General features: G+C 29.7%; 30 protein-coding genes and 1 pseudogene. 20 read left to right on the top strand and 11 right to left on the bottom strand.

Features of this window, described 5'->3' with window-relative positions:
- The 3 genes and pseudogenes from V5787_RS02925 to V5787_RS02935 all read left to right on the top strand — a co-directional run.
- Positions 1–140 (top strand): annotated as a pseudogene (locus V5787_RS02925) (IS1595 family transposase); the annotation flags it as partial.
- A 271-nt stretch (positions 141–411) separates the two neighbouring features.
- Complete coding sequence (locus V5787_RS02930) at positions 412–1,668, top strand: dihydroorotase (RefSeq protein ID WP_336891784.1); 1,257 nt, start codon at positions 412–414, stop codon at positions 1,666–1,668.
- A gap of 27 nt (positions 1,669–1,695) precedes the next feature.
- Positions 1,696–2,337 carry a dienelactone hydrolase family protein gene (locus tag V5787_RS02935; protein WP_336891785.1) on the top strand — a complete coding sequence of 214 codons (642 nt, stop codon included), beginning with the start codon at positions 1,696–1,698 and terminating at the stop codon, positions 2,335–2,337.
- A gap of 1 nt (position 2,338) precedes the next feature.
- Here V5787_RS02935 and V5787_RS02940 read toward each other — a convergent pair whose 3' ends face one another.
- Entirely contained in the window at positions 2,339–3,112 is a 774-nt protein-coding gene (locus V5787_RS02940) for an MBL fold metallo-hydrolase (protein WP_336891786.1), read from the bottom strand.
- Between the two features lie 102 nt (positions 3,113–3,214).
- Between V5787_RS02940 and V5787_RS02945 the strand changes: the two genes are divergently transcribed.
- The 14 genes from V5787_RS02945 to V5787_RS03010 all read left to right on the top strand — a co-directional run bounded on the left by V5787_RS02945 (position 3,215) and on the right by V5787_RS03010 (position 14,315).
- A complete protein-coding gene (locus V5787_RS02945; RefSeq protein WP_336891787.1) occupies positions 3,215–4,666 on the top strand; it encodes a TonB-dependent receptor in 1,452 nt (483 codons plus the stop codon).
- 40 nt (positions 4,667–4,706) lie between these two features.
- Positions 4,707–5,249 carry a sigma-70 family RNA polymerase sigma factor gene (locus V5787_RS02950; protein WP_336891788.1) on the top strand — a complete coding sequence of 181 codons (543 nt, stop codon included), beginning with the start codon at positions 4,707–4,709 and terminating at the stop codon, positions 5,247–5,249.
- Between the two features lie 30 nt (positions 5,250–5,279).
- Positions 5,280–5,798 (top strand): hypothetical protein, encoded by a 519-nt coding sequence (locus tag V5787_RS02955; RefSeq protein WP_336891789.1) that lies wholly within the window; start codon positions 5,280–5,282, stop codon positions 5,796–5,798.
- Between the two features lie 4 nt (positions 5,799–5,802).
- Complete coding sequence (locus tag V5787_RS02960; RefSeq protein ID WP_336891790.1) at positions 5,803–6,255, top strand: hypothetical protein; 453 nt, start codon at positions 5,803–5,805, stop codon at positions 6,253–6,255.
- A gap of 9 nt (positions 6,256–6,264) precedes the next feature.
- Positions 6,265–6,753 (top strand): asparaginase domain-containing protein, encoded by a 489-nt coding sequence (locus tag V5787_RS02965; RefSeq protein ID WP_336891791.1) that lies wholly within the window; start codon positions 6,265–6,267, stop codon positions 6,751–6,753.
- A gap of 90 nt (positions 6,754–6,843) precedes the next feature.
- Positions 6,844–8,367, top strand: a complete 1,524-nt coding sequence (locus V5787_RS02970) for an OstA-like protein (protein ID WP_336891792.1) — start codon at positions 6,844–6,846, stop codon at positions 8,365–8,367.
- 19 nt (positions 8,368–8,386) lie between these two features.
- The gene (locus V5787_RS02975) at positions 8,387–9,562 is read left to right on the top strand and encodes an aspartate aminotransferase family protein (protein ID WP_336891793.1); all 1,176 of its coding nucleotides are present in this window, start codon (positions 8,387–8,389) and stop codon (positions 9,560–9,562) included.
- A 72-nt stretch (positions 9,563–9,634) separates the two neighbouring features.
- Entirely contained in the window at positions 9,635–9,967 is a 333-nt protein-coding gene (locus tag V5787_RS02980) for a metalloregulator ArsR/SmtB family transcription factor (protein ID WP_336891794.1), read from the top strand.
- Positions 9,968–9,986: 19 nt separating this feature from the next.
- Positions 9,987–10,454, top strand: coding sequence for a DUF6428 family protein (locus tag V5787_RS02985; protein ID WP_336891795.1), 468 nt, complete (start codon positions 9,987–9,989; stop codon positions 10,452–10,454).
- An 11-nt stretch (positions 10,455–10,465) separates the two neighbouring features.
- Positions 10,466–11,092 (top strand): protein-tyrosine-phosphatase, encoded by a 627-nt coding sequence (locus tag V5787_RS02990; protein WP_336891796.1) that lies wholly within the window; start codon positions 10,466–10,468, stop codon positions 11,090–11,092.
- Positions 11,093–11,094: 2 nt separating this feature from the next.
- The gene (gene arsB, locus V5787_RS02995) at positions 11,095–12,135 is read left to right on the top strand and encodes an ACR3 family arsenite efflux transporter (protein ID WP_336891797.1); all 1,041 of its coding nucleotides are present in this window, start codon (positions 11,095–11,097) and stop codon (positions 12,133–12,135) included.
- 83 nt (positions 12,136–12,218) lie between these two features.
- A complete protein-coding gene (locus tag V5787_RS03000) occupies positions 12,219–12,410 on the top strand; it encodes a cold shock domain-containing protein (protein ID WP_336891798.1) in 192 nt (63 codons plus the stop codon).
- Between the two features lie 440 nt (positions 12,411–12,850).
- Entirely contained in the window at positions 12,851–13,861 is a 1,011-nt protein-coding gene (locus V5787_RS03005) for an adenosine deaminase (RefSeq protein ID WP_336891799.1), read from the top strand.
- A gap of 1 nt (position 13,862) precedes the next feature.
- Positions 13,863–14,315, top strand: a complete 453-nt coding sequence (locus V5787_RS03010; RefSeq protein WP_336891800.1) for a YhcH/YjgK/YiaL family protein — start codon at positions 13,863–13,865, stop codon at positions 14,313–14,315.
- 127 nt (positions 14,316–14,442) lie between these two features.
- Here the strand turns inward: V5787_RS03010 and V5787_RS03015 are convergent, their stop codons facing one another.
- The 10 genes from V5787_RS03015 to nusB form a co-directional block, all read right to left on the bottom strand.
- Positions 14,443–14,853, bottom strand: coding sequence for a 6-carboxytetrahydropterin synthase (locus V5787_RS03015; protein WP_336891801.1), 411 nt, complete (start codon positions 14,851–14,853; stop codon positions 14,443–14,445).
- A 1-nt stretch (position 14,854) separates the two neighbouring features.
- A complete protein-coding gene (locus V5787_RS03020) occupies positions 14,855–15,073 on the bottom strand; it encodes a hypothetical protein (protein ID WP_336891802.1) in 219 nt (72 codons plus the stop codon).
- Complete coding sequence (gene idi / locus V5787_RS03025) at positions 15,070–15,585, bottom strand: isopentenyl-diphosphate Delta-isomerase (RefSeq protein WP_336891803.1); 516 nt, start codon at positions 15,583–15,585, stop codon at positions 15,070–15,072. Before idi ends, V5787_RS03020 begins: the two co-directional genes overlap by 4 nt.
- A gap of 37 nt (positions 15,586–15,622) precedes the next feature.
- Positions 15,623–16,324: a response regulator transcription factor gene (locus V5787_RS03030; RefSeq protein WP_336891804.1), complete on the bottom strand. Its 702-nt coding sequence runs from the start codon at positions 16,322–16,324 to the stop codon at positions 15,623–15,625.
- Positions 16,325–16,335: 11 nt separating this feature from the next.
- Entirely contained in the window at positions 16,336–17,904 is a 1,569-nt protein-coding gene (locus V5787_RS03035) for a HAMP domain-containing sensor histidine kinase (protein WP_336891805.1), read from the bottom strand.
- 123 nt (positions 17,905–18,027) lie between these two features.
- The gene (coaE, locus tag V5787_RS03040) at positions 18,028–18,606 is read right to left on the bottom strand and encodes a dephospho-CoA kinase (protein WP_336891806.1); all 579 of its coding nucleotides are present in this window, start codon (positions 18,604–18,606) and stop codon (positions 18,028–18,030) included.
- A complete protein-coding gene (locus V5787_RS03045; RefSeq protein WP_336891807.1) occupies positions 18,603–19,571 on the bottom strand; it encodes a hypothetical protein in 969 nt (322 codons plus the stop codon). Before V5787_RS03045 ends, coaE begins: the two co-directional genes overlap by 4 nt.
- 133 nt (positions 19,572–19,704) lie before the next feature.
- On the bottom strand, positions 19,705–20,007 hold the full coding sequence (gene yajC, locus V5787_RS03050) for a preprotein translocase subunit YajC (RefSeq protein ID WP_336891808.1): 303 nt from the start codon (positions 20,005–20,007) through the stop codon (positions 19,705–19,707).
- Positions 20,008–20,040: 33 nt separating this feature from the next.
- Positions 20,041–20,484, bottom strand: coding sequence for a DUF1573 domain-containing protein (locus tag V5787_RS03055; protein ID WP_336891809.1), 444 nt, complete (start codon positions 20,482–20,484; stop codon positions 20,041–20,043).
- 75 nt (positions 20,485–20,559) lie between these two features.
- A complete protein-coding gene (nusB, locus tag V5787_RS03060) occupies positions 20,560–21,498 on the bottom strand; it encodes a transcription antitermination factor NusB (protein ID WP_336891810.1) in 939 nt (312 codons plus the stop codon).
- Positions 21,499–21,673: 175 nt separating this feature from the next.
- On the opposite strand from nusB, the gene V5787_RS03065 reads away from it, so the two are divergent.
- The 3 genes from V5787_RS03065 to V5787_RS03075 form a co-directional block, all read left to right on the top strand.
- On the top strand, positions 21,674–23,428 hold the full coding sequence (locus V5787_RS03065) for an ABC transporter ATP-binding protein (protein ID WP_336891811.1): 1,755 nt from the start codon (positions 21,674–21,676) through the stop codon (positions 23,426–23,428).
- A gap of 81 nt (positions 23,429–23,509) precedes the next feature.
- On the top strand, positions 23,510–23,878 hold the full coding sequence (locus V5787_RS03070; protein WP_336891812.1) for a PUR family DNA/RNA-binding protein: 369 nt from the start codon (positions 23,510–23,512) through the stop codon (positions 23,876–23,878).
- A gap of 102 nt (positions 23,879–23,980) precedes the next feature.
- Positions 23,981–24,269 (top strand): helix-turn-helix domain-containing protein (locus V5787_RS03075; RefSeq protein ID WP_336891813.1); only part of this gene is annotated, 289 nt, incomplete at its 3' end.

Genomic DNA, 24,269 nt, shown 5'->3' on the forward strand with positions numbered 1-24,269 from the left:
TACAAGCATATTTTGATGAATTTTGTTTTAGAATTAATAGGTCACAATACAAAGAATCCATTTTTCATAAAACAATTCTTAGAATGGTACTACAAAAACCTAAATATCAAAAAAACACAAAACAGATACTAGGCGTATAACTCAGTTCTTAAATTTGAAAGTATGATTCTGCCTTGGTTAATAACTCTATAAAAATCATCATTTAATTTTCTTTATGTATCTTTAACCAATCTTAGGAAACAATGCAGCAGAAGTATCATAAATCACTACTTTTCTATAGGCTAAATTCATTAGCAAATATCATTATTTCTTTTAATTCTAATATTTACAATACCCTTTGCTTATTTCCTCTGCCAAACAGAAATACATGTTTGAAAACAAAAAACGCAAAAAATTAAAATAAAGTAGACAATGAATATCTTATTAAAATCTGCAAAAATTTTTGATAAAACAAGTAAGTATCACAAACAAACAAAAGATATTTTAATTGAAAATAATTCCTTTGCGAAAATTGCTGATTCTATTGAATGTCCTAACGACTGTGAAGAAATTTATTTAGAAAATTTACAAATCTCAAATGGCTGGTTTGATTCATCCGTTTCCTTTGGAGAGCCTGGTTATGAAGAACGAGAAAATATCTCTAACGGTTTAAATACAGCAGGAAAATCTGGATTTACCGATGTTGCAATTAACTCAAACACAAATCCATTCTTAGATACCAAAGCTTCGATTAGCTTTGTTAAAAATTTAAGTATAAATAAAGCCACAAACTTATTTCCAATAGCCAGTCTAACAAAAAACTCTGATGGAATTGAAATGGCAGAATTGTATGACATGCAATCTGCAGGTGCCATAGCATTTGGAGACTACAACAAACCTATTTGCAATGATAATCTTATGAAAATTGCGTTACAATATGCGCAAAACTTTGACGGACTCGTATTAAGCTTCCCTCTCAATAAATCTATCGGAGGAGAAGGAATTGCTCATGAAGGAGTTAATAGTACTTATTTAGGAATCAAGGGGATCCCTAGTTTAGCGGAAGAAATGCAAATTGCAAGAGACTTATTTCTATTGGAATACACAGGAGGAAAATTACATATCCCAACCATTAGCTCTGCCAAATCAGTTGATTTAATTAAAGAAGCAAAAAAGAAAAACTTAAATGTAACCTGTAGTGTCACAACACATCATTTAACTCTTACCGACAAAGAATTAATTAAGTTTAATGGAAATACAAAAGTGCTACCACCATTAAGAGCCGAAGAAGACAGACTTGCTTTGATTACAGGCGTTATGGATGGTACAATAGACTGTATTACTTCCGATCACAATCCAATAGATATCGAAAATAAAAAAGTAGAATTTAACAATGCCAAATATGGTACTATCGGCTTAGAAAATCTCTTTACTAGCCTTCAAACTGTTTTAGATACTGAAACTATTATTGAAGCACTGACCAGCAAACCCAAAGCAATATTTGGATTAAAACAATCCAGTATTGAAGAAGGTAAAACGGTAAGTATCTCTCTATTTACAGACTCAAATTCTGGTGTTTTTAAAGAAATAAACATTTTATCTACTTCCAAAAACTCTATATTCTTAAATAAAGAAATCAAAGGAAAAACTTACGGGATATTCTCTAACAATCAGCTGGTTTTAAACTAAGAATCACTAAAATATAATCATACATAAATGACAACTAATTTACATTTCGTAGAAAGAGCTCCTAAATTAATTTCCGACGTTCCTGCTCCTCTATTAATTTTAATCCATGGTTATGGCAGTAACGAAATGGATCTTTTTTCCTTTGCTGAAGAACTTCCTGATCGTTTACATATAATAAGTTTACGAGCTCCTTTAGTATTAGGATATAATAGTTTTTCCTGGTACAGTATTAATTTTGATGCCGATCAAAATAAATTTTCAGACCTAGAAGAAGCTAGAAAATCTTTAGATAGTATCTCTAACTTTATCAATGAATTTACAGCCAAACCTAATATAGACTCCAAAAAAGTTTTTGTCATAGGATTTAGCCAAGGGGCAATTTTAAGTTATGGACTCGCCCTGAACACTAATAAAATCCAATATGTAGTTGCTTTAAGTGGCTATTTAAACGAGGACTTATTTATTGAAAACTCAAAAAACACATTACCTGATTTTTTCTGTTCTCATGGAACTGTAGATCAAGTAATCCCTATAGAATGGGCCAGAAAAACTCCTGTTTTTTTAAATGCAAATGGAATTTCTAATGTTTTTAAAGAATATCCTGTTGGTCATGGTGTACACCCACAAAACTTCTATGATTTTAAAGTTTGGATAGAAGAAAGACTTTAATTTAATCCTCTGTAATCTCTAAACCATCATACGCTAAAAAAACATTTTCAGGCAATTGCTTTGATACTTCTTTATGAAATCCTAATCTATGACTAATATGAGTCAAATAAGCTCTTTTAGGTCTTAATTCTTTAATTAGACTAAGGGCTTCTTTTAAATTTAAATGGGTCGGGTGAGGTGCAATCCTCAAGGCGCTTATTACTAAAACACTCAGGTTTTTTAGTTTTTCTTTTTCAACAGCTTCAATGATTTTCACATCCGTCAAATAAGCTACTGTTCCTACACGATAGCCTAAAACATCTAGGTCTCCGTGTAATATGTTTATGGGAATAATTTCTTTTTCGTTTATATGAAACGGTTTGTCCAATAGTATATTTTCAACAATATGCGCCGCTCCTGGATATCTATTTTCCTTGGCAAAAATATAGTCATACCTTTTTTCTAAAGAATCCATCACTCTTTTTTGAGCATATATATTCAAAGAACCTTGTTTATAACAATAAGGTCTAATATCATCCAATCCCGCAATATGATCAGAATGTTCATGACTAAATAAAATAGCCTCTAAAGACTTCACTTTTGCACGTAACATTTGATATCGAAAATCAGGTCCACAATCAATTAACACGTTTTTATTATTCCACGTCAACAAAACAGAAGAACGTAAACGACTATCTTTCTTGCACTTAGATAAATTAACTTCCTCTTCAGAAAGTAACATAGGCACTCCTTGAGAAGTCCCTGTTCCAAGAAATGTAATTTTAACTTTTGGCATAAACATACTATTTTACTACAAATAACAAAAATAAGAATCAAATTATCAATAGTAGTACATTATTACTATATTTGTTACATATAAACAAACCTATTTTTCTAGATGGCTGTAACACTTAAAGGAGACCAAGAAATGAGCAATATCCCTACTATTAAGGGGAAGTCTTTAAGAATAAATTTAAATAAAAATATTTACGGTACTTTTTCTGAAATTGGAGCTGGACAAGAAACAGTTCGTAATTTTTTTAGAGCTGGAGGATCTTCAGGAACCATAGCCAAAGCGATGAGTGCCTATGACAAGGATTTTTCTGACGCCATTTATGGAATTGAAGATGATCGTAGATATGTTACAGAAACTAGGTTAAAAAGAATGCTTAATCACGAAATTCATTTAATCGAAGATCGCTTGAGTCGTGAAAAACATCCTAATAAATTTTTCTTTAGTTATGCGAACACCGTTACTACGATTGATTTCGCTAAAAAATTCAAAGGTCATGGCTGGGTAGGAATTCGTTTTCAATTAGATCCTTTAGAAGATTATAATGAAATCGTATTACATCTACGATTTAAAGAAACAGATATTACCTTACAGCAAGAAACTCTTGGGAAATTGGGTGTAAATCTTATTCATGGGGCGTTTTACATGAATGACAACCCTAAAGACCTGTTAATTTCTTTATACGATAACATTGATAAAGACCAATTAGAAATTGACATGATTAATTTCTCTGGCCCTCGATTTATGTATGTTGACAATCGTTTGATGAGTTTACAATTGGTTAAGAATGACATGACTAATGCCGTAATGTTTGACTCTAGCGGAGTAAACCTATTGCCAGCAAGCATATTATATAAAAAAAATATTCTTGCTTTACGTGGTAGCTTTAGACCTGTTACCAAGGTAAATATGGACATTTACGAAAATGCGAAAAAACTATTCTTTAAAGAGAATAAAGTTAAAGAAGAAAATACCCAAATTATTTTTGAAATTACCCTTTCAAATTTAAGGTCCGAAGGAAAAATTAATGAACGTGATTTTTTAGATAGAGCAGAATTACTTTGTTCTTTAGGACAAAATGTAATGATTTCTAATTTTCAAGAATATTACAAATTGGTTGAATATTTTAGCGAATTTACAAAATCTAGAATGGGACTTGCATTGGGAGTTGAAAGTTTAATCAATATTTTTGATGAAAAATACTATCGTGATTTAAGTGGAGGGATATTAGAGGCCATCGGTAAAATGTACTTTAAAGATTTAAAGATATACGCATATCCTTTAAAAGACAGAAATACAGGTAAAATTATAACTAGCGACAATTTGGTTGTTCATCCAAGAATGATAGAATTATATAAGTTTTTCAAAAACAATGGAAAATTAGTTGATATTAAAAATTATGACCCTGAAATTCTTACGGTCTTTTCAAAGATAATCCTTGATATGATTGCAAAATCTAAGCCAGGTTGGGAAGAAATGTTACCAGAAGGGATTTCTGAATTGATAAAACAAAATAGATTATTCGGATATTCTAGATTAAGACAGATAAAAAAATAATTTCGTAAACTTACATTAAGAACCTAATTAAAATTTAATAGTGCAAGACGAAAAAAAATTTATCCAAAGATTAACCAATCTCAAAACTAGGGACAAAGCGTTTCGTGAGCTTGTAAAAATGTACCAAGAAAGACTGTATTGGCATATTCGTAAAATTTTAATTTCACATGAAGATACAAATGATGTATTACAAAATACATTTATCAAGGTTTACAAAGCAATAGGGAATTTTAAAGGGGAATCTAAATTGTTTTCTTGGATGTATAGAATTGCAACAAATGAATCAATCACATTTGTAACCAAGCGAGCAAAGGAGAAAAATGTTTCAATTGACGACTATCATATCACCTCCATTTATTCTTTACAAGATGATATTTTATTTGATGGAAAGGCTATTCAAATAATCCTTCAAAAGGCAATTCAAGAATTGCCACAAAAACAGAGAATCGTTTTTAATATGAAGTACTTTGACAATTTAAAATACGAAGAAATATCAGAGATTTTGGATACTTCTGTAGGAGCTTTAAAAGCCTCCTATTTTCATGCTGTAAAAAAAATAAAACAACATATTGAAAATCATTAAACCTTTTACAAAAAAGAGAGTCTTAAGTATATGGAGAGTGAAGGAATAAAAAATAGCGAAAAATTAAAAAAACTCGGCTTGAATAATCCAGGTTTTAAAACACCTGAAAATTATTTTGAGGAGTTTTCTGATGCTCTTTTTTCAAAAATGACAGAAGATGAACTCCCTAATAAAACAGGATTTAAAACACCTCCTAATTATTTTGAAAAATTTGAAGAGGAGCTTATTTCTAAACTTGAAAAAACAACACCTAAAAGAAAATCAAAAGTTAGACTATTATACACAGTAATAAGTGTAGCAGCAGCTTTGTTTATTTATTTTGGTATTAGCCAGTACAATCAACAAAAATTAGTGACTTTTGATAGTATTACAGTTACCGATATCCAAGCATATATTGAGGCTGGTAATATGTACGTAGACAGCTATACATTAGCTTCTATAGATGGAAACCTTGATGTGAATAGCTTTTTTGACGATGCTATATCTAACCAAGAAATAGATAATTATTTAAATACTTTAGATCCTGAATTTTTATTCATAGATAATTAACGTTATGAGAAAAAACATATTTATTATTTTTACTTTCCTATTGATTTGTGTTACTAACACTAACGGACAAAACAAGATGAATTTTGAAAAAATCAAAACCTTAAAGGTTAACTATATTTCCTCTGAATTAAACCTTAGTTCTGAAGTTGCTGAGAAATTTTGGCCTATATACAACCAATACGAAAAAACAAATCATTCTTTACGATCTACTAAAATTAAAAGTATCAAAGCTGAAATCGATAAAAAAGGCTCTATCGATAACTTATCTGATGAAAAATCACTGGAATTATCCAATAAGTTTCAAGAAGTAACAGCTAGTTATGTGAAAAACAGAGAAGATACCTTTAAAAAGTTAGAGAAAATATTAACTCCTCAACAACTTTTAAAATTAAATTTTGTAGAAATAGAATTTAATCATAAAGTGTTGAGGAAATATCGTAATAAAGATCCTAAATAAAATTAATTTATGTCAACTATTTCCCTCTTTGTAACAGGTGGTACACTCGACAAACAATACAACGAAATCTCTGGAGAGTTGAGCTACTCTAGTACATCTGTTTATGATATTATAAAAGACTCTAGAACCACATTAAACATCGAAATAAAAAAACTGATGCTAGTTGATAGTTTAGAAATGTCTCAAACTGAACGTAAACTCGTTGTAACTAATTGTATAGCTTCAAAAAATGATACAATAATAATTACTCATGGAACAGATACCATGATTGAAACAGCACGCGATATAGCATTTGAAAACATTCAAAAAACAATTATCTTAACAGGAGCCATGATTCCATATAAAGTTCAAAAATCTGATAGTGTTTTTAATCTAGCTACAGCTTTATCATTTGTACAAACATTGAAATTTGGTGTTTATATTGTAATGAATGGACATTATTTTCTTTGGAATGATGTAAGAAAAAACAAAAAATTAGGGGTCTTTGAAAATTTATAAAACCTATTCTTCACTTACTTTACATCAATTTTAACAAGTAAAAAAGACTTCTTAGGTCTTTTTGTCTATTTTTGCCAAAAACATTTTCAATTGAAAAACCCTATTTTCCTTCTGTTTTTACTGTCTAGTTTCTCATTTATATCAGCACAGCAAAAAAAAATTAAAATATTAAACGCCGAGCAGACTTATAAAAATCAAGCTAAATATCCTGGTGCCATCATCTTAAATGGGAATGTTAAGGTGAGCCATGATGGAGCAATCCTCGATTGCAACAAAGCACTTTTTTACAAAGACAAAAACATTTTACATGCCTATGGAAACGTTCTTGTAAATCAAGGAGATACTATTAGGCAAACCAGTGAGTACACAAACTACAATGGAAATACACAAAAAATAATTTCATGGGGAAATGTTATTATTAATGACCCAAGTATGCAACTTGAAACAGATACTTTACATTTTGATAGAATAACTCAAGAAATGACATATGATTGTTATGCAAAAATCATTGATGCTAATAATCAACTAACCAGTAAAAATGGACTCTATTCAACAACAGAAAAAAAATTCACTGCAACTACTGATGTGGTAGTTTTCAACCCAGAAAACAAATTAGAATCAAATCATCTAGATTATTATACTGAAACTGGAGAAGTGTATTTCTACGGACCTTCTACAATTACAACGCAAGAAAGTATTGCCACTGCAAACAAGGGGTTCTACGACAGCAAAATTGGAATATCAAGATTAATTAATGATGCTAAAATTTATTACGATAATAGAATCATAGAAGGAGATAGTATTTATAATGATAAAAATAGAGGTTTTGCATCTAGTACAGGAAATGTTGTAATGACAGACACAATTAACCAAACAATTGTTAAAGGAGGTTATGGCGAATTTTTTCGTGACCAAGATTCAATCTTTGTAATAAAAAAAGCATTGTTTATTTCAACTGCTGAAGTTGATTCACTATTTATTCATGGTGATACCTTATTGATTACCGGTCAACCAGATAAAAGAATTATTAGAGCATACCATAGGGTTAAATTCTTTAAAACTGATTTAAGAGGAAAGTGCGACTCTTTACACACTAATCAAAAAACAGGAATCACCAAAATGTTTAAACATCCCGTAATATGGTCGGGAAATAATCAAATTACTGGAGATAGTATCTATCTTACATCCGATTTAAAAACAAATAAATTAGACTCTCTATTTATCAAAAGAAATGCTTTTATCATTCAAAAAGACTCTGCTGGTTTTAGCCAAATTAAAGGAAAAAACATGTATGGTAAATTTGTCGATAATCAATTGACTTCTTTATTAACTAAAGGGAATGGAGAGGTGGTTAATTATGCTAGAGATGAGGAAAAAAAATTGGTCGCAATTTTAAATATGATCTGTAGTAATATTCTTTTTAACTTAATGGATAATAATATTCAAACCATTCATTTTTTAATGAAACCTGAAGGCAAGACCTACCCTCCCTCTAAATACCCAAATGAATTGCGTTTTTTAAAAGGTTTTATTTGGAGAGAAGAGGAAAAGCCTCTTGTAAAAGAAGATATTTTTAAGAATGAACCTGTGATTACCACCAATTTATATAAATAAAAACTTACTCCTGTCTTTTATGACTAAAGATTTTTTTAAATATCAGGCTCAAACGACGCCTCATCCATTGGCTATTGAAATAGCTAATGCGAATGGAAGTTATGTATACGATACCTCAGGAAAAACATATTTAGATTTTATAGCAGGTGTTTCTGCAAATAGCCTAGGACACAATCATCCAGTAGTAAGCAAAGCTATAAAAGATCAAGTTGATGACTATACCCACGTCATGGTTTATGGTGAATTTATTCAGAAACCTCCTTTAGAACTTTGTAAATTGCTAGTCAAAAATTTACCTAAATCTTTAAACTCCGTTTACCTTACTAATTCTGGTACAGAAGCAACTGAAGGAGCTATGAAACTTGCGAAACGAATTACTGGCAGAAGAGGGTTTATTTCTTGTAAAAAAGCCTATCACGGCAATACACAAGGAGCTATGAGTTTATGCGGTTCAGAAGAACAAAATAGTGCATTTAGACCTCTAATACCTGGAATACAGTTTATTGAATTCAATAAACTAGAAGACTTGAGTAAAATAACAAAAGAAACCGCTGGTGTTATTATGGAAACCATTCAAGGTGGAGCTGGTTGTATACTGCCTATTAATGATTACCTTTTAAAAGTAAAACAACGCTGTAATGAAGTTGGAGCTTTGTTTATTTTGGATGAAATTCAATCAGGAATTGGAAGAACAGGTAAACTATTCGGTTTTCAAAATTACAATGTAATACCAGATATTTTAATTACAGGAAAAGGTTTGGGTGGAGGAATGCCAATTGGAGCATTTATCTCTTCAAAAGAAAAAATGGATTTACTCCAAAATTACCCTAAACTCGGACATATTACAACTTTTGGTGGTCACCCAGTTATTGCGGCAGCTGCACTAGCAACCTTAACAGAGATTACTTCAAGTAATTTAATAAGGGAAACCATCCGTAAAGAAACATTAATTCGATCGCTATTAACACACTCTGCAATCAAAGAGATAAGAGGAAAAGGCTTGATGTTAGCTCTAATGATGGAGTCTTCCGAAATTGCTTCTACCCTAATTTTAAATTGCATGGAACAAGGCTTACTTCTCTTTTGGCTTTTGTATGAAGAACGTGCTGTTAGAATCACTCCTCCCTTAACTATTTCTGATTCTGAAATAAAAAAGGGTTGCCAAATCTTGTTACAAGAACTTAACAAACTTTAATTTTACGTAAAATTGAAAAGATTATTTTTCGCATCCATATATTAATCGTAATATTGCAATAAACAAATATTCATGGGAGTCACAAAACTAGAAAAATTTAGCGAAGAACAAAATAAGTTAGCGAAACTGGCAAAGGTTTTAGCACATCCAGCGAGAATAGCAATTTTGCAACATATCATAAAAGACAACAGTTGTATCTGTGGAGATCTAGTAAATGAAATTGGACTAGCACAAGCAACCATTTCTCAACATTTAAAGGAATTAAAAAATTCTGGAATTATCAAAGGAAATATTGAAGGTACTAGTGTGTGTTATTGTATTGACCAGGAAAACTGGGAGCATATAAAAAACACCTTTGCCTTATTCTTTAATAATTCTACAAATATTCAAACAAACTGTTGTTAATCACATAAAAAAAGAACAAATGAAACTATCAGAAATCAAATCAATACTTGTACAACTTGAACAAATCGAATTTGAATTACCAAACGGAACTTTAGTGCCAGAAAATTTTCATGTGACAGAAATAGGAAAAATCACCAAACATTTTATCGACTGTGGAGGAACCGTACGAAAAGAAGAAGTTGTAAACTTTCAACTATGGGATGCAGACGACTTTAATCATCGGTTGCATCCTGAAAAATTAATTTCAATTATTAAATTATCCGAAAAAACACTCAACATTGGAGATTTAGAAATTGAAGTTGAATACCAAGGACAAACAATAGAAAAATTTGGAATCGATTTTAAAGGATCTCGTTTTTTATTAACAAATATGTTTACCGACTGTTTGGCTAAAGATAAATGCGGAATTTCAGAAGAAAAGTCGAAAGTAAAAAACTCAGAAACAATTCAAAACAACAACTGCACACCAGGGTCTGGGTGTTGTTAATTTTTTAAATAATGACACATAACAAACAATTTTCAAAAATAGTAGAACAAATAGAAGTCTTAGATATTGCTACTATTTCTACAGAAAGAAAGAAAAAATTACAACCATTAATTGATTATATCCAAAGTAAAATAGTAGCAAACAACAGCGTTCGTTTAAATTTTATTTGTACTCACAACTCTAGAAGAAGTCACTTATCACAAGTTTGGGCACAAGCACTTGCTACTTATTTTAATATCCCCAACGTTTATTCGTACTCTGGAGGAACAGAAGCTACTGCCCTTTTTCCCGTAGCGGCTAAAACTCTAAGTGACCAAGGTTTTGAAATTACTTCTTTGTCAAATGAAGAAAACCCTATCTATGCAATTAAACATGCAAGTAATGAAGCTGCAATTATTGGTTTTTCTAAAATATTTGACGATAAATTTAATCCTCAATCTAATTTTGCTGCAATATTGACTTGTTCAAGTGCTGATTCTGCTTGTCCATTTATCGAAGGAGCAGAAAAAAGAATCTCTATTACTTTTGAAGATCCGAAAATTTTTGACAATACTCCGATACAAAAAGAAAAATACTTAGAAAGATCGGTTCAAATTGCTACAGAATTGTTTTATGTATTTAATCAAATCAATTTATAATCATGGCTAAAAACAAAAAATTAAATTTTTTAGATAGCAATTTAACCCTCTGGATTTTTGTTGCAATGCTATTAGGTGTAGGAATAGGAAATTTTATACCCTCAGTACCTGAAACCATCAACTCAATGAGTAATGGTACTACCAATATTCCTTTAGCCATAGGCTTGATCTTGATGATGTATCCCCCTTTAGCAAAAGTAAATTACGCCCTTTTACCAAAGGTATTTAAAAATGTAAAAATAATAACGGTTTCTATAATCTTAAACTGGATTATTGGTCCCATATTAATGTTTGTATTGGCAATAACATTTTTACATGATTACCCAGAATATATGGTTGGATTAATTCTAATTGGTTTGGCAAGATGTATTGCAATGGTTTTAGTTTGGAACGACTTAGCGGATGGAAGTACTGAATATGGTGCTGGTCTTGTGGCTATAAATAGTATTTTCCAAGTTTTTGCTTATAGTTTTTATGCTTGGTTATTTATCACCATACTTCCTCCCTACTTTGGTTTTGAAGGAGCAATTGTTGATATTTCCATAGAAACTATTGCCGTAAGTGTCGCTATCTATCTAGGACTCCCTTTTATTCTAGGGATTATTAGTAGATTAATTTTGGTGAAATTAAAAGGTGAAGACTGGTACACTAACAAATTTATTCCAACGATATCTCCTATAACGCTTATTGCCCTTTTGTTCACAATTATTATAATGTTTAGCTTAAAAGGTGAAATGATTGTAAACATTCCAATGGATGTTGTTCTAATAGCGACCCCTCTGTTAATCTATTTTGTCGTTATGTTTATCATCAGTTTTTTCATCACAAAAGCAATGGGTGCTACCTATAGTCAAACTGCCTCAGTAGCCTTTACCGCTTCTGGAAATAATTTTGAATTAGCCATTGCAGTTGCCATTGCAGTTTTCGGATTAAATTCTGGACAAGCTTTTGCTGGAGTAATTGGACCATTAGTTGAAGTTCCTGCTTTAATTTTACTTGTGCGTGTATCTTTTTGGCTTAGAAAAAGATACTTTATAACCTAAATCATATTTATTTAAAAATAAAATTATAAAAAGCAATCAGTGTCTATAATAAACCATATATTTGCGTTTTAAAATTATATATAATGAAAAACGGTACAGTAAAGTTTTTTAATGAATCAAAAGGATTTGGATTCATTACAGACACAGAATCAAACGAAGAATTCTTCGTACACATCTCAGGATTAATTGATGAGGTAAGAGAAGGAGACTCAGTAGAGTTTGAATTAAAAGAAGGAAGAAAAGGTATGAATGCAGTAGATGTTAAAGTAATTTAATTAGCTACTCAATATTTTTATTGATTTCAAAAAGCTTGTCATTATTGACAAGCTTTTTTTGTTCTTAATTTTGATAGTTTCTAAATAAATTGGATTGCAACAAATCCTAAAAACCAGTTGTGTTCATAATATTATCCGAAAATTAAATTTCAACTTATTTTGGATCCAAATTTATTATGAATTGATATATTTATTTTGATTTTTTTATAAAAATGACTTATACCATTTTAATATTCAAATGACGCATTAAATTCGTTTCTTTTTCATTCATGTTTCACACAAAAACAAAACCGTAACGGGGCTATGCTTCTGTTTCTATTACTTATCTGAATAAAAAACATTCTAAATTATTATTACGTCATTTAAAAATTAAATTGGTACTAAATAAATTAAAACATATAATAGCTATAAACCTAAAACACTTTTTCTATTTTTGACATATGCAAAGATTCATAAATAATTTACCCAAAGCAGAGTTACACTTACATATTGAAGGAACTTTTGATCCCGAATTAATGTTTGAAATAGCTAAAAGAAATCAAATAAAAATCCCTTTTTCATCTGTAGAAGAAATTAGATCAGCCTATGAGTTCAATTGCTTACAAGATTTTTTAAATATCTATTATCAAGGAGCAAAGGTGCTTATTCAAGAAAAAGATTTTTATGATCTTACATATAGCTATTTGGAAAAATGTGCGGCACAAAACGTAAGACATACTGAGATCATGTTTGATCCGCAAACACATACAGATCGTGGTATTTCTTTTAAAACAGTAATTACAGGTATTTCCAAAGCAATGGAAGCTGCAAAAGAAAATCTAAACATTTCCTCTTTGCTTATTATGAGTTATCTAAGACATTTGAGCGAAGAAAAAGCATTTAAAACACTTCAAGACTCTTTGCCTTTCAAAAATTTAATCACTGCTGTTGGATTAGATTCATCCGAAAAAGGAAATCCTCCCTCAAAGTTTAAAAAAGTTTTTGAAGCCTCTATAAAAGAAGGGTATATTCCCCTAGCCCACGCAGGAGAAGAAGGAAATTCTGATTATATTTGGGAAGCAATAGACATCCTTGGTATAAAAAGAATAGACCATGGGAACAACGCTCTACAAGACAAAAACCTAATCGCTGAAATTATCAAAAGGGATATTGCACTTACGGTTTGTCCATTATCCAATACAGCGCTACAAGTTGTAAATGACTTAAAAAACCATCCTTTAAAAAAAATGATGAATTTGGGTTTAAAAGTTACAATCAATTCTGATGATCCAGCTTTTTTTGGAGGACAAATCAATAAAAATTTTATCGAATTACAAAAAGCTTTAGACCTTACAAAAAAAGAAATTTATGAATTGAGTAAAAATTCATTTCAATATTCTTTATTGGATACAGAGACTAAATTCAAATTTTTACTTGAATTGGAAACTTATTATTCAGAACAAAACTTATAAGATGATATTAGACAAAATTTCAAATCAACACCTTTATACAAGTATTCATAAAAAGATCCCAATAGTTTTTAATTTTATAAAAAAAAATGACCTTGCTACTATTGATTTAGGAAAACACCTGATAGAGGGCGAAAATGTTTTTGTAGTGGTCATGGAGTATACAACTAAACCTCTACCTGAATGCAAATCAGAAACTCATAAAAAGTATATTGACATTCAGTATATGATCAAAGGAGAAGAAAATATTGGATTAAAAACCTTACACAATGAAAGTCCAACGACTGCCTATAATGAAGAAGGTGATTTTATGTTTTACTCATTAGAAAAACTACCTATGCTTCCATTAAAAGAAAATCATTTTTGCATCCTTTTCCCAGATGACATTCACCAAACAATGATACAAATAGACTCTCCTAAAACGTTAAGAAAAGCTGTATTTAAAATACTGAAATGACAGTACAATATATTCATCTAATTCTCACTAAAAACAAAAAATTCAAAACAAAATGGCTGTATTTAGTAGAAAATTGAACTCAGAATCAATGTATAAATAGTACTCCCCATAACATATTAAATATAGTTTATTGCCCTGAATAGACTACATAATTTCGTGGAGTCTCATATAGAGTTACTTCCAGTTTTAGTTTTTTTCCAATATCTTTTCTCAATATATTCCAAATTATCACAGCTATATTCTCAGCTGTGGGATTCAAATTTTTAAACTCTTCAACTTCGATATTTAAATTTTTATGATCTAATTTCTCTTCTATTTTTGTAGAAATCAATTTTCTTAAAATTTTCATATCCATTACAAAACCTGTCTCAGCGTCAATTTCTCCTTCAACAGCAACAATAAGTTCGTAATTGTGCCCATGATAATTAGGGTTACTACATTTCCCAAAGACCTCTTGATTCTTTCTATCATCCCAATCAGGATTAAACAGTCGATGAGCAGCATTAAAATGTGCTTTTCTGTGTACCTTAACTTTCATCTTAATTTTTATTCAACTTGTTTTTTTGTACATTATTCCACAACATGTTTCCTAATAAAATATAACCTATTAAAAAACAGATTAGGTAATTGACCCAAAAACCTTCGTCAATAAACATCTCCTTATTTATAAGGTTTTTATTTGAAAACAGCAACATACCCAAAACTCCAAATACACTAAAAACAAAAGCAACTAATAACTTAAAACCAATTTTTTTCATTTGATATAATCATAAAATTTATCAAAAATAATTTTAAACCAAGCCGTATATATTTCCGGTTGCTGCTGGATATCTTTTTTAATAGATAAGGGTGTCATCCATTTGTAATTTTCGACCTCTTCTTTATTAATCTTTGGATCATCATTATAGTCACCTAATAAAACATGATCCAATTCATGTTCCGTCAATCCATTATCAAAAGGAGCTTTATATATAAATGAAAACACCTCTTTTAACTCGGTTACAAATCCCATTTCTTCTTGTAAACGTCGTTTACCAGCATCCAAATTAGATTCGTCAACTTTTTGATGACTACAACAAGTATTTGCCCATAAAAGAGGAGAATGATACTTGTTTGCTGCTCTTTGCTGTAACATTATTTCTCCCTTATCATTCAGTACAAAAACAGAAAAAGCACGGTGTAAAATCGCTTTTTTATGTGCTTCCATTTTCCCCATTAGACCTATTTGTTGATCATTTTCATCAACTAATATCACTTGTTCTTCTGTCATTAATTCTAGCTCAATTAGAAAGAATTCCTTTCTAAGGTTATTTATTATCTGTAACCAATCGGAAACCTTCTCCGTGAATATTAATTATTTCAACAGATGAATCCTCTTTTAAATACTTTCTAAGTTTTGCGATATACACATCCATACTTCTAGAAGTGAAATAATTATCATCTCTCCAAATTTTTGTCAATGCCATTTCTCTAGGCATTAAATCATTTTTATAAAGTGCTAACATTTTCAGCAGCTTATTCTCTTTAGGAGAAAGTTTAATTGGGTCCTGACCGTTAAACGACAATTGTCTCAATTTTGAATTCAAGAAAAACGAACCGATTTCGAACTCAAACAAATCATCTTCAGCATTTTTATCTGTATCCTTACGCTGCAAAATTGCATTTATTTTATACAGTAAGACCTCTGAATCAAAAGGTTTATTTAAGTAATCGTCTGCCCCTACCTGATAACCACGTAAAATATCTTCTTTCATGGTTTTAGCAGTTAAAAAAATAATAGGAATTTCCTTATTCGTTTTACGAATATCTGTTGCCAAAGAGAAACCATCTTTCCTAGGCATCATTACATCCAAAATACAAAGATCATAATCATTGTTTTTAAATTCTATCAACCCTTCTAATCCATCTTTAGCAAGTGTAACATCATAGTTGCTAATGGATAAATAATCTTTTAATACGATACCAAAATTAGGATCGTCTTCTACTAATAAAATTTTCTTATTACTCATACTTGATTGTTTTAAGATACCAATGGAAGAATTACAGTAAAACAACTCCCTTTTCCTTTTTCGCTTTCTACGAAAACCTTCCCTTGATGATTATCTATTATTTCCTTTACATATGCCAATCCTAATCCATGACCTTTTACATCATGAACGTTACCAGCCTGTTCTCTATAAAATTTATCAAAAGCTTGTTTTTGAGCAGATTTACTCATTCCAATACCATTGTCTTTAATTTTAACTGTAAGATAGTTAACCGTATTTTCTATAAAAATATCTATTTTTGGTGGATTTTCAGAATATTTAATTGCATTTTCTATAATATTTACGAAAACATTGGTCAAATGAAATTCATTTCCTAATCCTTCTGACATAGTTTGCTTACAATGTAATTCTACCTCTCCATTTTTATCATCTAATAATAATACGGTATGTGATATAGAATCCTCCAAAATCTCAAAATAATCTACGGAAACCTTATCAATATCTATTTGTTTTTTTTCTAGCTTTGATATACGTAATACGTTTTCAACCTGTGCATGCATACGTTTGTTCTCCTCTTTAATCATCTTTACATATTTCATCACCTTTTCATTATCATCAATAATTAAAGGGTTTTTGATAGCATCTAAAGCTAAATTTATAGTTGCAATTGGAGTTTTAAACTCATGAGTCATATTATTAATAAAATCCGTTTTAATCAACGATATTTTTTTTTGTTTTGCCATTTGATACAACGAACTAGCAAAAGCCACCATGATAATTACTGTAAAGAAAATTGAAAACAGAAACATAAAACCAATATCAGAAAATATATAGTGCCTTTGTTTAGGGAAAACTACCTGCAAAGAATAGTTGTTTTTATGACGATCCTTTGTGAATAATCGTGCTGTAAAGGTGTTTTCTTCGGATACATTAAATTTATTTGTTTTGATGGTCGTCAATACTCCATTATCTAGCAGCCCAAATTCATATGCTAAATAAATATCAAAACTCGCCAATTCTTTGGAGAAAATTTGTTTTATAGATTTTTCGGACAATCTTGTTTCTATATTTTTGAATTTGTTATGATACGTGTCTTCTATATTTATTTTATCAATTTCCGATAAATTGTTAAAAAAGGTAAACCTCTCTACTTGATTGACTTTAGACAACTCAGTCTTGTCAGTAAAGTTTTTAACTTTATAAACTTCATTTTTACTAGAAACAGAAACACCTAAGATAGAGTCATTTTTAATAAAATCTTTTGGTCCTTTATAAAATGTTTCTTCATAAATACCACTCGAAGAAAAACGAAACGTTTCATTAGTAGATGTATTTACTTGTTCGTACACAAATTTTGTAAAATCGGCCTGTTTTGCAAACTTCTTATTTTGAAATAAATCCATAAACTGAACCGTAAAATCTAAAAAATCTTTTTTATAAAGTTGTTCATTTGTTTTTGCTAATGCATAATTAACAGCGTGAGAAAATTGTTTTTCACGAATTCCAATAGCATTTCCAATCCAAAAAACTTGAACGGTAATAATCCCTACAAGAGAAATACTCATCATAATAACAATAAGTATAAATATTTTCTTCTTCATGATTCAAAAATATGATTTTCTTAATACTGTAAGTTAATTTCAGTAAATTTTTATCTTAACTATAAGTCTAATTAACGAATTATTAAGATTTCTCTCCCTTACTCACTCCGTCATAGTCAATATCTACTCCAAAAATATTTTATGTAAGCGATGGACTTCCTCTTTTGTAGCACTCATTTCTGTATTTACAAGTACAAAATCAGCCTTTTTTATTTTATCTTTATCAGTTAATTGATTCTTAATTCTTGCCTTTATATCAGACAGACTAGATTGATCTCTTTTCAATAACCTTTGGATACGTAATTCTAAAGGAGCTGTAACTAATATAACTTTATCAAACTGTCTTTCAGTTTTATTTTCAAACAAAAGAGCACTTTCGTAAATTAAATAGGGTGTATTTTGTTTTTTGACAAATTGTATAAAATCTTTATGTACTACAGGATGAACTATGGCATTCAATTCTTTCAACTTAACTATATCTGCAAAAACGATTTCAGCAATATACTTTCTATCTAAAACACCTCCAACATAAGCCTCTTTCCCAAAAAGAAAAATAATTTTATTTATCACCTCTTCAGAAACATTCATGATTTTTTTTGCTTCTATATCCGAGATATACACGGGTATGTCAAATTCTTTGAAAAAACTCAATACTGTAGATTTCCCACTTCCAATTCCTCCAGTCAATCCAATTATTTTCATTTTTGTATTAAATATTCTATACGATTAGGAATTATTTTTATTGAGGAGACCAAAGAGGGTTTAATAACCAATTTTGGGATTAAAAAATTTGCATCCTCTATTTCAGATTTTTGATAAGTGCAAACCACCTTAAAATCATTAGCTGAAATTTTTTTGTAATTACTAATCCCTACTTGAAAAACAACTTTTACAGAGTTTGGATATGTAGTAATCATGGTCCCCTTAGGCAATCCAATAATATCAAAAGGAACGCTAAAACTATTTTCGGTAAATTTTTCTACCTCAGCCACCACCGTTATATTTTCTACATCAAAATTCAGTTTATCTACACCTTCTGGCTTAACTATTGGAATTTCTATAAGTACGTCTTCTAGAATATCTTCTAACATCAAAAAACTTGAAGCTATGGAGTTTATTTTATCTACCTGAGCTTCAGGCCCACTAATCTCAATAGAATCAGGAATTAGAAAAACTTTATTCGATAAATTATACCCCAACTTAAATCGAAAATCTAAATTTGGAATTACAGGCACCTTTTTATGTTTATTAAATCCTAATTCAAAAAACAGCGTGTCTTTCACAAACCGAATCAATTTCACACTATTATCAAGCTGATTTCGAATTTGATTTTCTTTTGATTTCAGCAACAGGTAATACTCATACTTGCCTTTTGAAACAACATTACGTAAACCAATGTTGATTTTTTTTGTTTTAAACTGCTCTGATAATAAATTAAACCCCGAAGCTTTTACATATATCTCTACTTTGTTCTCAGGAGAGTTTTGAAATAGCTTTAAACTAGGAAGGTCTTCATAATTCACATTATAAACCACAGTTGTTTCATATTCTTTAGACAGTTTGGTTAAAAACCAAAACAACGTAGAACACAGTAAAAACACTAAAAGTATATGCTTCTTCTTTTTTGATTTATTTTTAAAAAACAACTTAGATATTCCTTTTTTCATTTTGACAATCTGAATAATAAATAAAGATACAAAAAGAGGATCTTTTGGAGTTTACAACTACATCTTTTAAAAAAAATAATTTAGGATAAAAAAAAGTGAGCCTTAGCTCACTTTAAATTTTTATAGCATTGATTTATTTGCTTTCCTTTGCTGCATATTGTTTACTCATCTCCATTGACAAAGAAGATTTCTCAAATTTAATCTTACCTGCACCAGTTTCAATTACAACTGTAGCATCGTTTATTTCAACTATTTTCCCGTGAATCCCACTTGTAGTAACAACTTTAGAACCTTTTCCTATTTCTGCTTGAAATTTTCTTTCATTCTTTTGTTTTTTAATTTGTGGTCGAATCATAAATAAGTATAAAACGATAAACATTAATGCGAATGGCAATAAGCTCTTTATATCAAATTCTCCTGCTTGTAATGGTAACATATAAATTGATTTTTATTAATAAATTATTTTTTTCTATTTAATATTCACAAATCCTTTAATCTTAACAGTTTCTTTTCCTGTTTCGGTATTTGTAAGCAAAGTAATTGTTTTTGAAAAATTATTTCTTCTCCCTTTAGAATTAAATGACACGGTCATATAAGCAAATTTACCAGATTTTATTGCCTCTTTAGGCCAATCAGGGACAGTACAGCCACATGTTGCACTAGCTTTTTTTATAATTAGATCCGATTTTCCAACATTTAAAATCTTAAACCTAGTTTCAACAACTTCTCCTTCATCTATTACACCAAAATCAAAAGATTTTTTATCAAAAGAGATTTCAGGTAAATTTTCATACTTAACATCTCTTTCTTTTGCTTTTTCTATATTTTGATCTTTTACTTTAGATGCTGCACTTTCTTTACAAGAAAAACTTACGAAAGCAACTGTGATTAAAAAAAGAATTATTTTTTTCATTTGAAATATTATTTTTTTTGGTAAATGTAATAATTATTAAGTGATTTCAATAAGTCAAAAAATTATAATTTTTTATTAAATTCGACCCCTACCTATTTTATTAAGTCTACCTCCTGATTCATATTCTTTACATATTTTATCCAAAACCCCATTGATGAAAAATCCGCTTTTGGGAGTGGAATAATCCTTAGCAATTTCAATATATTCATTGATAGAAGCTTTGGTTGGAATCGATGGAAAATTTAAAAACTCACATATTCCCATTTTTATAATGATCATATCCAAATCTGCAATCCTATCCGTTTCCCAGTTAGGAGTTTTATTTTCAATATCTTTTTCAAATTTTGCCTGATTCAAAACCGTTTTCCTAAATAAATCTATGACGAATTTTTTATCTTCTTCATCTTTATAAATTCTACCTAAAACTAAAGATTTATTTTCTTTCAATTTTTGAATAGACTTAACAACCCAAGTATTTACAAAAGGGATATCATCGACCCAACTAATATTTAAATCCTCAAAATAATCTGCTAATTTTTCATTAGGTGCAATAAATTCAGAATATACGCCGACAATGAATTTCACATCTTCATTAAAAGATCTATTTTCATTCTCCATATATTTTTTATACAAAGTACTTTTAATAAGATGATCATAAATGGTTCGGATATACTTCTCTTCCAAATGCCAATTATCAAGATCGTGTTCTTCTTTATAGGTTTGAAAAGAAATACTATTCTCTAATAAAGCCAACACCTTATTCTCAATAAATTTTGTATTTGGATTTATATCCTCTTTTGTAGCAAAATATTTCTTTTTTGATATTTCAATCTGTTCCTCTGCTATGTTTTTTATCCTAGGCAAAGTGTCCATCATTAAAACATATAAATCATACATTTTTTCGATACTATTTTTCAAAAAGTTTTCTTCCTTAACTAAGTTATCACTATTTGAAGTCATTAATGCATAAACTGACTGCATTACTTTTACACGAATATGTCTTCTATTAATCATTTTAAAGAACTTAAGATTTATTTTCCAATGAAGCACAAAAGTACTACTTATTTTCGTTGTGGTTCAGAAAAAAAGATGCTTTTTTTTCATTAGAAAACACTTTTATATATTCTCTCATTTTCAATTAAACATGTATCTTGCAGTCTTAATATTTAATCCGATTCATTGCTTATAAATGAAAGCATTACAGCACATAAATAAATATTTTTTCAAATATAGATACCGACTAATCGCAGGAATTATTATCTCAATAGTATCGAGATACCTTGCCATAAAGGTTCCTGGAATCGTAAAAAACTCTATAAATATTGCTGAAAACTACAGAACAGGAATTATAACAAACATTGATCTCGTAAAAGAAGAATTATTTTATAATGTAGCATTTATTGTTGGAATTGCTTTTTTATCTGGATTTTTCACTTTTTTAATGCGTCAAACTATTATTGTCACCTCTCGATTGATAGAGTTTGATTTAAAAAATGAAATTTTTCAACAATACGAGCGTCTTTCAGTAAATTTTTATAAAAAAAATAGAACTGGAGATCTAATGAATAGAATTAGTGAAGATGTTGGAAAAGTCAGGATGTATGTTGGTCCAGCTGTCATGTACTCCATAAATATGTTAGTCCTTTTTAGTGTTGCCATCTATAAAATGATTCATATAGATGTCAAATTAACCTTATACACACTAATTCCATTTCCACTGCTCTCTGTATCTGTGTTTTTTCTAAGTAGAGTTATTCACAAACGAAGTACAGTCGTTCAAGAATACCTTTCAAAACTGACAACTTTTGGACAGGAGATTTTTTCAGGTATCAATGTTATAAAATCTTATAATACCGAACAAAATATGATAGATCGTTTTACCGAATTATCAAATGGTAGTAAGGAAAAAAATATCGATTTATACAAAGCACAAGCTCTGTTCTTTCCTTCAATGATTTTGTTAATCGGAATAAGTAATCTAATTGTATTATACGTTGGCGGAATGCAATACATCAACGGTGTTATAAGTATTGGAATAATTGCAGAATTTATTATGTATATAAATATGCTTACTTGGCCAGTTGCTATTATAGGTTGGGTAACCTCTACCATTCAACAAGCAGAAGCATCGCAAAAGAGAATTAATGAATTCTTAAAACAAACTCCCGAAATTCAAAGTGGTTCAGAAACCCCCTCAAAGTTTAATGGAGAAATTCTATTTGATAATGTCAGTTTAGTTTATGACGACACTAATATTACAGCACTAAAAAACATAAGTTTACATATAAAACCTGGTGAAACGGTTGCTATCTTAGGAAAAACAGGAAGCGGAAAAACCAGTATATTAAACTTAATCACACGAATGTATGATCCTAGCAACGGAACTATTACTATCGATAAAATAGACCTTAAAAAACAAGATCTGTACGAAATGAGAAAGCATATTGGAATTGTCCCTCAAGATCCTTTTTTGTTTTCAGATACGATTGCCAACAATATTCGATTTGGAAGTAAAAATGCAGATCAAAATAAAATTGAACAAGCAGCTAAACATGCTGTAATTCACAATAATATTATTGGTTTTAAACAAAAATATGAAACTGTTTTGGGAGAACGAGGAATTACAATCTCTGGAGGTCAAAAACAAAGAATTTCAATTGCTAGAGCTTTGATTAAAGACCCTAATGTTTTATTATTTGACGATTGTCTTTCTTCAGTAGATACGGAAACGGAAGAATCTATCTTAAATAACTTAAAACAAATTTCTAAAAACAAAACAACATTAATTGTAAGTCATAGGGTTTCATCTGCAAAATACGCTGATCGAATTATCATCCTCGATAAAGGGGAAATAATCCAAAAAGGAACCCATTCTACCCTTATTAATCAAAAAGGTTACTACAAAGACTTATATAAACAACAACTTTTAGAAAAAGATTTTTAAAATAACACCTTCAAGTAAATTATTTTTTTAGTTTTGTATGCTAAGAAGTAATAAATTTTAATTCAAATAGTAAAAATACGCATGAAAGAAAACATTGAACAAGAAGAAATATTTTCGCAGATCTTAAGAGCAGGAAGAAGAACTTATTTTTTTGATGTAAGATCTACCAAAGCTGGAGATTATTACCTAACGGTTACTGAAAGTAAAAAATTCACCCATGATGATGGATCTTTTCACTATCAAAAACACAAAATTTATATTTATAAGGAAGATTTCAATGAATTTAACGAAATGCTTTCTGCAGCAACCAAATTTATTTTAAACGAAAAAGGTACAGAGGTTATTAGCGAACGTCATCAAAAAGATTTTAAGAGAGAAGAAGACGAACAAATAACGGTTGCTTCTACTGATTCTAATAGTTTTACAGATATAAACTTTGAAGATATCTAAGAATTATTTTAATGCTTAGATTAAAAACTCTTTAGAAATTTCTAAAGAGTTTCCTCCATTCAATAACTTAACGCAACAAATCTAAATTTATAGATTTGTAAAATGGTAGTAAAAAAACATAGACGACTTACTCGTAAAGAAAGAGTACAAATTGAGACTCTTTTAGATAAAAAAAAGAACAAAACATACATTGCTAAAACTCTAAATAGAGCGCGTTCAACAATTAGCAGAGAAGTTAATAAATGGGTTGAAAAAAAGACAGATAAATACGATGCAGACCTAGCACATTGGTGTGTGAAACAAGATTATTTAAACAAAAGAAACCTTGATAAAATAAGCACCTATTCTTTACTGAAGTTTTTTGTCTATAAAGGTCTTTTATCTAATTGGA

Source organism: Flavicella sp. (assembly GCF_037132785.1).
Classification (GTDB): domain Bacteria; phylum Bacteroidota; class Bacteroidia; order Flavobacteriales; family Flavobacteriaceae; genus Flavicella.

What these genes read in the sequence shown, in the direction of transcription:
- V5787_RS02955 (WP_336891789.1), top strand. Translation starts at nt 5,280, where the DNA reads ATGGAGAGTGAAGGAATAAAAAATAGCGAAAAATTAAAAAAACTCGGC.
- V5787_RS02930 (WP_336891784.1), top strand. Translation starts at nt 412, where the DNA reads ATGAATATCTTATTAAAATCTGCAAAAATTTTTGATAAAACAAGTAAG.
- V5787_RS03005 (WP_336891799.1), top strand. Translation starts at nt 12,851, where the DNA reads ATGCAAAGATTCATAAATAATTTACCCAAAGCAGAGTTACACTTACAT.
- V5787_RS03000 (WP_336891798.1), top strand. Translation starts at nt 12,219, where the DNA reads ATGAAAAACGGTACAGTAAAGTTTTTTAATGAATCAAAAGGATTTGGA.
- V5787_RS02935 (WP_336891785.1), top strand. Translation starts at nt 1,696, where the DNA reads ATGACAACTAATTTACATTTCGTAGAAAGAGCTCCTAAATTAATTTCC.
- V5787_RS02965 (WP_336891791.1), top strand. Translation starts at nt 6,265, where the DNA reads ATGTCAACTATTTCCCTCTTTGTAACAGGTGGTACACTCGACAAACAA.
- V5787_RS03065 (WP_336891811.1), top strand. Translation starts at nt 21,674, where the DNA reads ATGAAAGCATTACAGCACATAAATAAATATTTTTTCAAATATAGATAC.
- V5787_RS02960 (WP_336891790.1), top strand. Translation starts at nt 5,803, where the DNA reads ATGAGAAAAAACATATTTATTATTTTTACTTTCCTATTGATTTGTGTT.
- V5787_RS02940 (WP_336891786.1), bottom strand. Translation starts at nt 3,112, where the DNA reads ATGCCAAAAGTTAAAATTACATTTCTTGGAACAGGGACTTCTCAAGGA.
- V5787_RS02985 (WP_336891795.1), top strand. Translation starts at nt 9,987, where the DNA reads ATGAAACTATCAGAAATCAAATCAATACTTGTACAACTTGAACAAATC.
- arsB (WP_336891797.1), top strand. Translation starts at nt 11,095, where the DNA reads ATGGCTAAAAACAAAAAATTAAATTTTTTAGATAGCAATTTAACCCTC.
- V5787_RS02975 (WP_336891793.1), top strand. Translation starts at nt 8,387, where the DNA reads ATGACTAAAGATTTTTTTAAATATCAGGCTCAAACGACGCCTCATCCA.
- V5787_RS03015 (WP_336891801.1), bottom strand. Translation starts at nt 14,853, where the DNA reads ATGAAAGTTAAGGTACACAGAAAAGCACATTTTAATGCTGCTCATCGA.
- V5787_RS02980 (WP_336891794.1), top strand. Translation starts at nt 9,635, where the DNA reads ATGGGAGTCACAAAACTAGAAAAATTTAGCGAAGAACAAAATAAGTTA.
- nusB (WP_336891810.1), bottom strand. Translation starts at nt 21,498, where the DNA reads ATGATTAATAGAAGACATATTCGTGTAAAAGTAATGCAGTCAGTTTAT.
- V5787_RS03020 (WP_336891802.1), bottom strand. Translation starts at nt 15,073, where the DNA reads ATGAAAAAAATTGGTTTTAAGTTATTAGTTGCTTTTGTTTTTAGTGTA.
- V5787_RS03010 (WP_336891800.1), top strand. Translation starts at nt 13,863, where the DNA reads ATGATATTAGACAAAATTTCAAATCAACACCTTTATACAAGTATTCAT.
- yajC (WP_336891808.1), bottom strand. Translation starts at nt 20,007, where the DNA reads ATGTTACCATTACAAGCAGGAGAATTTGATATAAAGAGCTTATTGCCA.
- coaE (WP_336891806.1), bottom strand. Translation starts at nt 18,606, where the DNA reads ATGAAAATAATTGGATTGACTGGAGGAATTGGAAGTGGGAAATCTACA.
- V5787_RS02945 (WP_336891787.1), top strand. Translation starts at nt 3,215, where the DNA reads ATGGCTGTAACACTTAAAGGAGACCAAGAAATGAGCAATATCCCTACT.
- V5787_RS03070 (WP_336891812.1), top strand. Translation starts at nt 23,510, where the DNA reads ATGAAAGAAAACATTGAACAAGAAGAAATATTTTCGCAGATCTTAAGA.
- V5787_RS02990 (WP_336891796.1), top strand. Translation starts at nt 10,466, where the DNA reads ATGACACATAACAAACAATTTTCAAAAATAGTAGAACAAATAGAAGTC.
- V5787_RS03030 (WP_336891804.1), bottom strand. Translation starts at nt 16,324, where the DNA reads ATGAGTAATAAGAAAATTTTATTAGTAGAAGACGATCCTAATTTTGGT.
- idi (WP_336891803.1), bottom strand. Translation starts at nt 15,585, where the DNA reads ATGACAGAAGAACAAGTGATATTAGTTGATGAAAATGATCAACAAATA.
- V5787_RS03045 (WP_336891807.1), bottom strand. Translation starts at nt 19,571, where the DNA reads ATGAAAAAAGGAATATCTAAGTTGTTTTTTAAAAATAAATCAAAAAAG.
- V5787_RS03035 (WP_336891805.1), bottom strand. Translation starts at nt 17,904, where the DNA reads ATGAAGAAGAAAATATTTATACTTATTGTTATTATGATGAGTATTTCT.
- V5787_RS03055 (WP_336891809.1), bottom strand. Translation starts at nt 20,484, where the DNA reads ATGAAAAAAATAATTCTTTTTTTAATCACAGTTGCTTTCGTAAGTTTT.